Raw genomic sequence first — 11347 nt, forward strand, 5'->3', positions numbered from 1 at the left:
AACATTTTCAATTATTGTTCCATCTGGATAGTGAACTTTCCCAATAGAACGCTTGAAATTTATAATGTAACGACCGGGATATTTCGGTGTGACTTGTTCAGCTTTTACTCAGTCTTGAGCATTTAGCCACTGGCCTTGAGGCTGATTTTTGGATGCCGCCCTGCCTCTAAAATTAAGGGGTTTCAGTTTTGGGCCATGATGGCGATCGATATGGTCGTAAGCTTTGATGGATTTTGGATTATGCCACTGAGGTTCTACTCCACTGCCTCTCCAGTCACAACCACTTCCTACTTCAATCGTTTGGTCTATTATATCCTGTTCTATAACTTCTGGAGTGTCTTCAGAAGTATCTGTCCCATTATTCAAAATAATTGGTTTAGTCCTAGATGGTATTTGATCGATGATTATACCATTAACTAATTTTAGGAGGGCGATCGCACTTTTGGACGTGAAGGGCGATCGCTTTTCAATTTAAGGGGATAGGTGAAGGGGCAACCCACACTCATAAAGGTGAATCAAAACACCCATTCATGGTCTGGATCATTAAGTGCAGCTTTTACTGATGCTAAGTTTGCAAGGTCTTGGAAAGGACTCGACTTAGCTATTTCTGTAATTGAATGTAAAGCTAATGCTAACTGTTCATTATTGCCACTAGCTATTGCCGAATCCACTACGCTAAAAAGATCGCGAAAATTTTCTGCACGCTCATCAAATGAGCGATCGAGGTAGTCCATCATCCAATCGCTCTGGGCTTTAATCTGAGCGATGGTTGTTTTTTCCCAGGCATCAATTTGACGCCGTTTAGTCTGCTCCTGCTCTGCCACCATCTTGTACTCAGTGTAAGCTGAGACAAGTTCCTGTAAGCATTCAGCAGGACTGGTGATTTTTGAGATGCCTCGCGAAACTTCTTTTGCTATCATGTCAACTTGCCTCAAATAGTACCGTATTTAGCTTGGATTTTAGCAGTCGCAGGGTTGAGGTTTCCTTCGCTATCTAAGACAGGGGTCTTCATAATTTCTGCAAGCGATTTTACCAGAAGCGCTACCTGTTGCAACTTACGCACATCTGCATTTTTATTTCGCTCGAATGCCTGGGATTCAAGTTCGTTAAGTCCGAGAACAGCACGAGAGTTCAAGTTATTCACCACATAGTTAAGTTCATCAATCCGTCGCTGGACTCTTTCCAAAAAGTCTTTAGCAGCATCAATTTTAGCGATTTCTGTATTGACCTTGGCTTCATATTCTCGTGCTTTTGTCAAAGCTTTTTCACCTTCACCAGCAAGCATGAAGCCACCAATTGCCAAGGCTGGACCAACCATAATACCTCCCAGTACAACTGTACCAACTGCCATGCCACCGCCACCAGCAGCCAGAGAACCACCTCCCAGCCATGCAAGAGTCGCATTCCAAGCTGCTGCACCGCTGAGCCCAGCGATCGCAGTGCCGGTACTTGCTGTCCCAAACAGTCCGATCAAGCCAACTGCACCTTGACCTGCCGCTACTGCTGCCCCAGCAGCTTTAAAACCACCTTTGACAAATTGTTCTGCTTCTAAAGCCGCAGCTTTGTACTCATTAATCTGCTGAATAGAAATGCCTTCTAATCCCTCCAAAAACTGCTTGTCGCTTAGAGAACCACGCTGACCAATACGCTCAAGAAAATTGACAAATCTCCCAATAGTATGAATTTTGATATCTAGTTGCAGTTGACCGTACTCTTCTGCAAGTTCTTGAGTGCATTCCCATTCGTTTTTCAAACGATTGCAAGCACGTTTATGGCGTTCTTGAGCGCTCTCGCCAATTTTTTTTGCATCGTTCATGTCCGAAACACCTGCAATACCAGCTCCTATGCCAAGAGCGGAAGCCGCTATAGCAGCAGCACCTAAGATAATCGGTATTATGAAAATCATAAAATTCTTCTCAAAACTAATGATTCAGGAATGCTCAATGAGTATAGTCATTAAAGACTTCAAGCTAGCTGCCTCGTCATTTTGACTCATTGCAGCTAGATCGGCTCTTCCACTTATCATAAGTTAACCAATCTTAGCTTTTGTCTAGCACTCATCAGGAATTATGTTAGGATTCCATTAGGAATTTTCTACCCCTCAACCTATGGCACCCACAAACGAGCAGTTCACCCAAGCCGCCCACCAGTGGGACTTGGAAACCCTCTACACAGACTTGGCCTCGGCTAAGGGAAAACGACTCACCCCCGTTGAGAAGCTACACTTGCGGGGGTTACTTTGTGGTTACAGTCCTGGTGAAATGGCCGAAAAGCTGGGGAAGGATGCTAAAGGCGTTGAAAGTGACCTCTGCGCTAGTATCTATAAGTATGTTAAAGGTCTGATCGGCAAATGTAATGAAAAGATAGGTAACTGGAGAAATATTGCTGAATGGCTTGAGGATGCTGGATATAAAACTAAGCCACCTGCTAAATTCCCTATTCAAGACGGTTTATCTGAAAATAGTAAAGTTAACATAACTAATATAATTTGTGATAATAATCAAATAACAATTGATGTTTTCCTACAAATAACTGTACCGCTACCTTCAGAACTCTCAATACAAAATCTAGACATCAACGATAACAACTCTAACTAAAATTTGGCCGCTATTCAACAGATTGGTAGCGTGAAGCGACTAAAATCAGGAAGCGCGATCGCACCTTTACCCGATCGCGCGGGGCGATCGCACACCGCATTTCTCAAAAAAGGGCGATCGCACTTCTATTGTGCTAGGATTATATGAGAGCGTCAGTGACTAAAAACAATAGCAAGAATTACCATTCAAATTCGCGACGAACTAGCGATTGCGATCGATAAATAGTAGTAGGTATTGCTAGTGCAACGTAACGCATCAGTCATAGATTAGAATAGAATAGAGACAAACGTGCAATCCCCCCGAACTGCAATAAAACAATAGCCAGCCGATCTTTACCTATGAGTATCACCCTCACCCCCGAACAAGAACAACTCATCCAAGCCCAACTCGCTAGCGGGCGCTATACCAACGTTACCGAAATCATTACTGACGCGCTACGGCTGCTGGAAAAACGCGATCGATACAATCGCTGGGTAGAAGAAGTTTGCGCCAAAATCGACATCGCCGCCACACAACTCGATCGCGGTGAAGGAGTGGATGGTGAAACGGCGATCGCTCAAATTAGAGCCAAATTTCACAAAGCTCGATCGGTATAATCCTTGATGAGCAAATATATCATCTCACCTGAAGCGATTCGCGACCTTGACGAAATCGCAGACTATTTCGTCGCACGCAACGTTGAAGCAGGCGAACGATTCATCGATGAATTCACTAAAAAATGCCGCTACTTGACACAATTTCCTCTGATGGGACGCAGTTATAGTCAACTTCGCCCCTACTTGCGCGGTATTCCTGTGCAAAACTACATTATCTTTTACCGCATCGCGAACGATGGAATTGAAATTATGAGAATTATCACAGGCGATCGGGATTTAGAAGCTTTTTTTGAAGAGAATGGAGCATAGGTTAGGAATCAAATGACTGAAGAAGAACTCCTTAAGTTATATGAAAAAATTGATGCAGGTGTGAAAGTAGCAATTGCCGAAGCATATGAAAAACACTGCAGACTAGGACAATCAATTAGTATCTGGCGTGATGGTAAAATCGTGACTATAACTGCTGCTGAGATTCCACCGCTATGCAATAACGACACTATATAATTATAATTCCCGTCGTCTATTGTGCTACCATTCAATGAGAGCGTCAGTGAGTAAAAAAATGGCAACAATTACCCTTCAAATTCCCGACGAACTAGCACGGCGGCTAGATACTCTCAAAGATGAGTTACCACAGATTTTGATGCTGGGATTGAGGGAAGTCGAAGCCAATCCTTCAAGCGGATTTTCGGGACTCACGCAGATATTAGAATTTATAGCAAGTTTACCATCGCCACAAGAAATATTAGCCCTGCGTTTATCCGACTCTCTTCAAGCGGAAATCGATACTTTATTAGAGAAAAACCGCACGGAAGGACTCACACCGATCGAGCAGCGCCTGTGGCAGCAATACGAATTTGTCGAACATTTAGTACGCATTGCCAAAGCGCAAGCCCTGCTGAAATTGAGCGAGGCAGCATAAGTAAAACCTACGTTTCAGCTAGTCTGCGACGAATGGTATGCGATCGCGCCAACGGATACTGTGAATATTGTTTAATCCCAGAAACACTCGCCCTCTCGTCTCATCAAATAGACCATATCATTGCCGAAAAACATAGCGGCGAAACAGTAGAAAATAATCTGGCTTTGTCTTGCTCAATTTGTAACAAAAATAAAGGCAGCGACATTGCCTCGATCGATCCAGAAACAGATGAAGTGGTTCGAGTTTACAACCCTCGAAAAGATAGCTGGGAAGACCATCTTCAACTTCAAACTGAAAGTGGTACAATCGAACCTCTAACTGCGATCGGTCGAGTCACTGTGCGTTTATTGCAGGTTAATCGTGCAGAATATCTGGCCGAACGTAAGCTATCGATCAAAATTCGATCGTTAACAAAACCCGATTAATCGATCGTGCTCAAGCCACACCATAACCTGTATACGGATGCTTATAGGTCGGCTGTAATCCCAACACAATATCCTCTTTAGATTTTGGCGATCGATTATGACCATCAAAGAACAACTTCTCCAAACCATTGAAACACTCCCTGATGACTTGCTAGCACAAACCCTGCAATTCGTCCAAACCCTTCAGCATCCCATTCACAAAACTCCAGGAATTTGTGGCGGTGCAGCGCGAATTCGCCATACCCGCATTCCCGTCTGGACGATTATCGCCTACCAACAACAGGGCGCAACTGAATCCGAACTTCTCTATAATTATCCAGGACTCACCCTTCAAGATTTGCAAGCGGTTGCGAACTATTACGAACACAACCGAGAAGAAATCGAGCAGTGGCTTGCTGAAAATGAGTAACTAAAAATGCTAAAGTTTTACTCAAACGAAAACTTCCCGATCGCAATGGTTGATTTACTGCGATCGCGTGGCTATGATGTTTTGACATCCTCGGGCGCCGGACAAGCCAATCAAAAAATTCCCGATGATGAAGTCTTGATGTACGCGACAAATGCAGGGCGAGTAGTCATTACAGAAAATCGTCAAGATTTCATCAATCTCCATTCTACAACCTCAAATCATGCAGGAATTGTAATTTGTAAAGCCGATCGAGACTATGCAGGCAAAGTGCAGGTACTTCATGAGTTTTTCACCCAAGATATACAGCCGATGGATAATCGTCTGCTTCGGGTGATGAAACAGAATCTTAAAGGTAGTCAACAGACATTTATACTTCAGGAATACCCAAAGTCTTATTCAGAATAATTGTGACTTTAACTGCTGCTGAGATTCCACCGCGATCGCCTAACGATACTATATATTTCTAATTCTCGTCGTCGCAGTTGGTTCATCGGGACTAAGGCCAAATAAACCGGGTTTCTCTGAAAAATATTTACTTTCTCAACTATATCTACGAAAAAAACCCAGTTTCTCGCCTCGACGCGCGTCAGCCCTGTTTATATAAACTGGATTAACATATTTTCCAACAAGCCCGTGAAGCGCAGCTATCCCCTAGGACATCCCCCAACATCACACCGAAGTCATCAAATAACCAATAACCACTAACAAATAACATAACTAATGTCAAGAGTGTTTTTTCGGAAATATTAAAGCTTAAATAAAAATTGCTACCCACATTTGCGAATTATAGCACTTTGTTCAAAGTATTTGAAAATGCTAAGTTAATTAAAGATTTTATAAAAGTGACGCATAAGTCTTTCCATTGTCGATCGCAATTTTGTTATTCTATTAGTAAGTTTCATTCGAGCGACTGAATTTTTGTACCACAGTCCTACCCCTAAACAGAACGGCAGTTTCCACAATGAGAATTTTAGTCACAGGCGGTGCGGGTTTCCTCGGTTCCCACCTAATCGATCGCTTAATGGCCCAAGGACAGGAGGTAGTCTGCCTCGATAACTTTTACACCGGGACTAAACGCAATATCCTCAAATGGCTGGACAACCCGTATTTTGAGCTGATCCGCCACGACATCACGGAACCGATTCGGTTAGAGGTAGATCAGATTTACCATCTGGCTTGTCCCGCTTCCCCAATACACTATCAGTACAACCCTGTCAAGACAATTAAAACCAACGTCATCGGCACGATGAATATGTTGGGATTGGCCAAACGGGTAAAAGCAAGATTCTTTCTCGCTTCCACTTCGGAAGTGTACGGAGATCCTGACGTACATCCACAAACAGAAGATTATCGCGGCAACGTTAATTGTATCGGAATTCGGAGCTGTTATGATGAAGGCAAGCGAGTAGCTGAAACCCTATCTTTTGATTACCACCGTCAAAATGGGGTAGACATTCGAGTTGTGCGAATTTTCAATACCTATGGCCCGCGGATGTTGGAAAATGACGGCAGAGTAGTGAGCAATTTTATTGCTCAAGCTTTGCGGAATCAACCGCTGACAGTATACGGCGACGGTTCCCAAACGCGGAGTTTTTGCTACGTTTCTGATTTGGTGGAAGGATTTATTCGTTTGATGAATAGCGACAAAATCGGGCCGATGAATTTGGGGAATCCCGGCGAATACACTATATTGGAACTGGCACAAAAAATTCAAAACACGATTAATCCAGGGGCAGAAATTATCTTTAAACCGCTGCCGGAAGACGATCCAAAACAGCGACAACCGGATATTACTCGTGCTAAAACTTGGTTGGGGTGGGAGCCAACTGTGCCGCTGGATCAAGGTTTAGAGTTGACTATAAAGGATTTTCGCGATCGCATCGAGGGAAACCAAAAGTAGAGACTGGGAGAGGGGTAGGGGCAAACCCCCCGTGGTGGGCCCAGAGATTGGTAGGGGCAAACCCCCCGTGGTTGCCCTCTAGGGGTAGGCACGGGGGCGCTACCCCTACAAGATATTTTTCCTTCTTCCTTCTTCGTTCTCCCTTCTTCGTTCTTCCTTCGTTTTCATCTGATTTATTTACTAACTTTGAGGAGATTTCTATGCACGTTTGCGTTATCGGTACAGGATATGTTGGCTTAGTCACCGGCACTTGTTTGGCCCACATCGGCCACCACGTGATTTGCGTAGACAACAACGAAGAAAAAGTTAAATTGATGAAGTCTGGACAGTCGCCTATTTTTGAACCCGGACTGTCTGAATTAATGTCCTCTGCATCTGCGTCGGGCAATCTAGAATTTACTTCGGATTTAGCTGCAGGAGTGTCTCACGGGGATATTTTGTTTATTGCCGTGGGGACGCCTCCTTTGCCTACTGGGGAAAGCGATACTCGCTACGTGGAAGCGGTTGCTCGTGGAATTGGAGCTCACCTCGACGGCGATTACAAAGTAATCGTAAACAAATCTACAGTGCCCATCGGTTCCGGGGACTGGGTGCGAAGAATTGTACTAGACGGTTTAGCAGAACGTCAAAAACCTCACAGCGGTGATGAGGTTACTGGTGAGGAAGTAGCAGCAAAAAAAGGTGTTCAATTTGATGTGGTTAGCAACCCGGAGTTTTTGCGGGAGGGCTGTGCTGTTTTCGATACTTTTAATCCCGATCGCATTGTTCTCGGCAGCAACTCTCGGCGGGCTATGGATCTGATGCTACAGTTATACAAGCCGATTGTCGATCGCAAGTTTGCAGAAAATCAGTCTTTGCCGGAGGTTCCTGTGGTGATGACTGATATCAGTTCAGCGGAGATGATTAAGTACGCAGCTAATGCTTTTTTGGCTACGAAGATTAGCTTTATTAATGAAGTTGCTAATATTTGCGATCGCGTCGGTGCAGATGTTACTCAAGTGTCCCGAGGTATCGGTTTAGATTCACGGATTGGCAACAAGTTTCTGCAAGCTGGCATTGGTTGGGGCGGTTCTTGTTTCCCCAAAGATGTCTCGGCTTTAGTTCACACTGCTGACGATTACGGTTACGAGGCGCATTTGCTGAAAGCGGCAGTGGAAGTTAACCAACGCCAGCGTTTCATTGCTATTGAAAAGTTGCAGCACGTTTTGAAGATTCTCAAAGGTAAAACTATCGGACTTTTGGGTTTGACTTTCAAGCCGGATACTGACGATTTGCGGGATGCTCCAGCGCTGAATTTAATCGAGAGTTTGAATCGGTTGGGAGCGAAAGTTAAAGCTTACGATCCGATTGTTTCTCAAACTGGGATGCGTCACGGTTTGTCGGGAGTTTTGGTAGAAACTGACCCGGAAAGGTTGGCAGACGGTTGCGATGCTTTGGTGTTGGTGACTGACTGGGAACAGTTCCGCAATTTAGATTACGAGAAAATGGCGAAGTTGATGGATCATGCGGTGATGATTGATGGCCGCAATTTCTTAGACAAGAAGGCTTTAGAAGCGGCTGGTTTCCAATATGTGGGGATTGGAAGGTAAAGAAGAGTTTTGAGTAGAATCTCTCTTTCGTAGGGTGCGCCGAAGCGCACCTTACATTTATCTTGCTGGTGACCAACAATCGCGGGTTTACTTGCCCCGACTGCTTTAAAAATTTTCCATCAATGTTTTTTCTTGAGCGTAAACATCTCGTAGCTGTTGCAGCGCTGAGGCAGAAATTACCGATTTAACTGTAGCGACTAATTTACCCCACTCAAGTAAGCTGTCAACTGAAACAGCCGCTTTGAAGTTATACGTATAGAATTTAGTCCAAAATTCTGGTGCTTGTGTCCGTTTCCAGCGTTTGTACCATCCCACAAAATCTTGAGCACAGGGCGGTTTTACTTCTAAGATTGGGGGGAAATCGGCGTAGCTGACAAATCGACTCAGGCCTTTGGCATGAACGTACACCACGTTGTGGCAGCATTCGATCCGGTATATCTGTTCGGGTGATATGTTGAACAGGAGTGCTACTGTTTCTTCGGTGACAAATCTCGATCGCGGATTGACGATCGACGATTTGTGAATAATTTTTGATGCGCCGATCGTTGACGATCTTAACTGGTTTTCTGATATCATTGTACTTGCATCTGGTGGTAGTAGCTAAATCTATCTCTGCTAAGTGCGATCGACAGAAATAATCTGTCGGGATTAATTTTAACTGGCGATCGTCTTTAGTTTCGTTGACTCCGCCGCAAAACGGAGACAAGCCCCGACTTCTGCCATGAGAGGCGCAAAATTTTCGACCAACGTTCAAGCTCCCAGATTCATCTTTAGAGTCAATCTAAAATCTAAAATCTAAAATCTAAAATCGAATGACCGGGGCGATCGCTTTTTGATATATTATACTAAATCCAAAATTTTGTAAATAGTGAAGATGAGCAAAGGCTTAGTCAGATTGCGGGTTCGAGAGTTGGCTGCCGAGAAGGGATGGACGCTCAAAGAGGTTGCGGAGCGATCGGGCGTGGGCTACAGTACCATTAGCAATTATGCCCGTTCTCAGGGTATGGCAATGGTTGACTTTGCAGCAGTCCACAAGCTGGCTCGAACTTTTGATGTGATGATTGAGGATTTCGTGGTAATCCTCGAAAAATAGTTGAACGTTTTGCCTAAATTCAATGTTTGAGCGATCGACTTTTGATCGGACGATCGAAGTTTTGATGTGATGATTTCAGCAATTGTCGATCGCCCGCAAGCAAACTCGATCGCCTATTATTGAAATAACCCGCTTGGAGCCTGAAATTAGGAGAACCGTCAAATGCTAGATGCTGGGCTATTATTGGGATATCTTCTCAAGGTCGCTTTCGATGGGATAGTCGGCACTCAAGCCAATCAAGCAGTCAAGCACCTCTGTTTGAAGGGGATAAAAAGCTTCTCACAAAACGGTAAAATTGTCAATTACGATTTAGAAAAAGCGCTGAAACGTTCTTTCCTGAAAGCTCAGCAACAAATCGCCTCAGAATGTTATGAAGAATTGGTTGAGCCGTCTCGCAGGGCTTCTAAAGCATTCCTCATTTACTTGCCTCAAGACCGTCCTTATTTAGAATGGCTAGATAAGAAGATTAAGCAGTTAAAAACAGAATTAAAGCAGGTTAAAAAAGAAACAGCCCCTTCTGGTATTCCAATAGAAGGTTTAGATGAGATAGAATTGCTGCTAACTTCCAGAAGCGAGTTCAGCCAAAATCGCTTTCAACAAGCTGAAAATAAACTGCTGGAAGTTGCTCTCAAAGATTGTGATGTCACACTTTATCAAGCTAAATTAACCGAAAATTTGTTTAGCTTAGTATCTGCATACTTTGCCGAGGAAATCAAGGACAATGAAAAAGTTTTCCATATTTTTACAGCGCAAAGTTTGACGCGGAATGATACCCAAACCGCCGAAAGTCACGCTTTGATTGAACAGCTAAAGGCTTTGCTTGAGGAGATAGTTGAAAAGAGCCGGATTGTTTACGTGCCGATTGACTGGCGGGATATTTGCCAGCAGATATTAGAGGAGAAAGAACAGCAGCGGCTTACTAGCAATCAGCTAACTTTTGGCAACCATCAAATAGATGATGTTTATGTGCCGCTGGGATTGGTGGAACGGCAGAAAGTGACTCAGCGACGCGAGGATGTTGCGGCTGAGGAAGGTTCGGATTTGTACCGGGAAAAGGAAGTTACCCAAAAATTTGAACACAGCGAGTTTCTTGAGCAAGTTATCCAGCAAGGAAGTAGCCCTGAAAGCAATGGCAAGCGGTTAGGAATTATTGGGGAACCGGCGGCGGGGAAAACAACGCTGTTGCGGCAGATTGCGAATTGGGTAGCGGCGGGCATTTCCGAGGCGATTGTAATTTGGGTATCCTTGGCGGATTTGCAGGGGAAGGAATTAGAGCCGTATTTATTTGATAATTGGCTGCTGGCGGCTATTAAGAGAATTGGGAAGGCTGAGGCGACTGCGGAAATTAAGGATGATTTTTTAGCACAGTTTAATGCTGAGCGCGTGTGGTTGGTGTTGGATGGGGCGGATGAGATGGCTGTCGGAGATGGGAATTCTTTGGCGGAAATTCAGCGGCAAATTAGAACCGGCGGCTGTATTCAAAAGGCGCGAATTGTGCTAAGTTGTCGGCAGAATGTTTGGGATGCGATCGGCTCTGCGTTGGATACATTTGATACTTATCGCACTCTGGAGTTTTCCTATCCCGAACAGGTGGAAATGTTTATTGATAAATGGTTTGGAACTCCCCCTAACCCCCGGTTTGGAACCCCCCCTAACCCCCCCTTGGTAAGGGGGGGGACAAGAGAAGATGGGGAAACTATCGATCGGTTTTTAACCCCCCCTAACCCCCCCTTGGTAAGGCTATGCCTTACTCACATCTTTCTTAACAAAATCAGGCTTGACATTCGGGGGGGAACGGGTAGAAACTAATTGCCAG

16 protein-coding genes are annotated in these 11347 nt (G+C 44.4%); 12 read left to right on the forward strand and 4 right to left on the reverse strand.

Annotation, left to right across the window (positions count from 1 at the left end; all coding sequences use genetic code 11):
• Nucleotides 1–108 precede the first annotated feature (108 nt).
• From QUB06_RS22085 to QUB06_RS22095, 3 genes are all read right to left on the reverse strand, one after another.
• On the reverse strand, nucleotides 109–366 hold the full coding sequence (locus QUB06_RS22085) for a hypothetical protein (RefSeq protein ID WP_333437082.1): 258 nt from the start codon (nucleotides 364–366) through the stop codon (nucleotides 109–111).
• Between the two features lie 149 nt (nucleotides 367–515).
• The gene (locus QUB06_RS22090) at nucleotides 516–920 is read right to left on the reverse strand and encodes a hypothetical protein (protein WP_333437083.1); all 405 of its coding nucleotides are present in this window, start codon (nucleotides 918–920) and stop codon (nucleotides 516–518) included.
• Between the two features lie 11 nt (nucleotides 921–931).
• Complete coding sequence (locus tag QUB06_RS22095) at nucleotides 932–1906, reverse strand: hypothetical protein (protein WP_333437084.1); 975 nt, start codon at nucleotides 1904–1906, stop codon at nucleotides 932–934.
• Nucleotides 1907–2108: 202 nt separating this feature from the next.
• On the opposite strand from QUB06_RS22095, the gene QUB06_RS22100 reads away from it, so the two are divergent.
• From QUB06_RS22100 to QUB06_RS22145, 10 genes are all read left to right on the forward strand, one after another.
• A complete protein-coding gene (locus tag QUB06_RS22100; protein WP_333437085.1) occupies nucleotides 2109–2597 on the forward strand; it encodes a helix-turn-helix domain-containing protein in 489 nt (162 codons plus the stop codon).
• A 338-nt stretch (nucleotides 2598–2935) separates the two neighbouring features.
• Nucleotides 2936–3193, forward strand: coding sequence for a type II toxin-antitoxin system ParD family antitoxin (locus QUB06_RS22105; protein ID WP_333437086.1), 258 nt, complete (start codon nucleotides 2936–2938; stop codon nucleotides 3191–3193).
• Between the two features lie 6 nt (nucleotides 3194–3199).
• Entirely contained in the window at nucleotides 3200–3502 is a 303-nt protein-coding gene (locus QUB06_RS22110) for a type II toxin-antitoxin system RelE/ParE family toxin (RefSeq protein WP_333437087.1), read from the forward strand.
• A 12-nt stretch (nucleotides 3503–3514) separates the two neighbouring features.
• Entirely contained in the window at nucleotides 3515–3697 is a 183-nt protein-coding gene (locus QUB06_RS22115; protein ID WP_333437088.1) for a hypothetical protein, read from the forward strand.
• Between the two features lie 58 nt (nucleotides 3698–3755).
• Entirely contained in the window at nucleotides 3756–4115 is a 360-nt protein-coding gene (locus tag QUB06_RS22120) for a hypothetical protein (RefSeq protein ID WP_333437089.1), read from the forward strand.
• A 32-nt stretch (nucleotides 4116–4147) separates the two neighbouring features.
• Nucleotides 4148–4540, forward strand: coding sequence for an HNH endonuclease signature motif containing protein (locus QUB06_RS22125; protein ID WP_333437090.1), 393 nt, complete (start codon nucleotides 4148–4150; stop codon nucleotides 4538–4540).
• A 97-nt stretch (nucleotides 4541–4637) separates the two neighbouring features.
• Nucleotides 4638–4949 carry a DUF433 domain-containing protein gene (locus QUB06_RS22130; RefSeq protein WP_333437092.1) on the forward strand — a complete coding sequence of 104 codons (312 nt, stop codon included), beginning with the start codon at nucleotides 4638–4640 and terminating at the stop codon, nucleotides 4947–4949.
• A 6-nt stretch (nucleotides 4950–4955) separates the two neighbouring features.
• Complete coding sequence (locus tag QUB06_RS22135) at nucleotides 4956–5354, forward strand: DUF5615 family PIN-like protein (protein ID WP_333437093.1); 399 nt, start codon at nucleotides 4956–4958, stop codon at nucleotides 5352–5354.
• Nucleotides 5355–5910: 556 nt separating this feature from the next.
• Nucleotides 5911–6849 carry a UDP-glucuronic acid decarboxylase family protein gene (locus QUB06_RS22140; RefSeq protein ID WP_333437094.1) on the forward strand — a complete coding sequence of 313 codons (939 nt, stop codon included), beginning with the start codon at nucleotides 5911–5913 and terminating at the stop codon, nucleotides 6847–6849.
• A gap of 200 nt (nucleotides 6850–7049) precedes the next feature.
• Nucleotides 7050–8438 carry a UDP-glucose/GDP-mannose dehydrogenase family protein gene (locus QUB06_RS22145; RefSeq protein ID WP_333437095.1) on the forward strand — a complete coding sequence of 463 codons (1389 nt, stop codon included), beginning with the start codon at nucleotides 7050–7052 and terminating at the stop codon, nucleotides 8436–8438.
• A 105-nt stretch (nucleotides 8439–8543) separates the two neighbouring features.
• Here QUB06_RS22145 and QUB06_RS22150 read toward each other — a convergent pair whose 3' ends face one another.
• Complete coding sequence (locus tag QUB06_RS22150; RefSeq protein ID WP_333437096.1) at nucleotides 8544–9014, reverse strand: hypothetical protein; 471 nt, start codon at nucleotides 9012–9014, stop codon at nucleotides 8544–8546.
• 298 nt (nucleotides 9015–9312) lie between these two features.
• Between QUB06_RS22150 and QUB06_RS22155 the strand changes: the two genes are divergently transcribed.
• Complete coding sequence (locus tag QUB06_RS22155; RefSeq protein WP_006632503.1) at nucleotides 9313–9531, forward strand: helix-turn-helix domain-containing protein; 219 nt, start codon at nucleotides 9313–9315, stop codon at nucleotides 9529–9531.
• A 162-nt stretch (nucleotides 9532–9693) separates the two neighbouring features.
• Nucleotides 9694–11340 carry an NACHT domain-containing protein gene (locus QUB06_RS22160; protein ID WP_333437098.1) on the forward strand — a complete coding sequence of 549 codons (1647 nt, stop codon included), beginning with the start codon at nucleotides 9694–9696 and terminating at the stop codon, nucleotides 11338–11340.
• Nucleotides 11341–11347: the final 7 nt, after the last annotated feature.

The sequence above is a fragment of the Microcoleus sp. D2_18a_D3 genome, assembly GCF_036702455.1.
Classification (GTDB): domain Bacteria; phylum Cyanobacteriota; class Cyanobacteriia; order Cyanobacteriales; family Microcoleaceae; genus Microcoleus.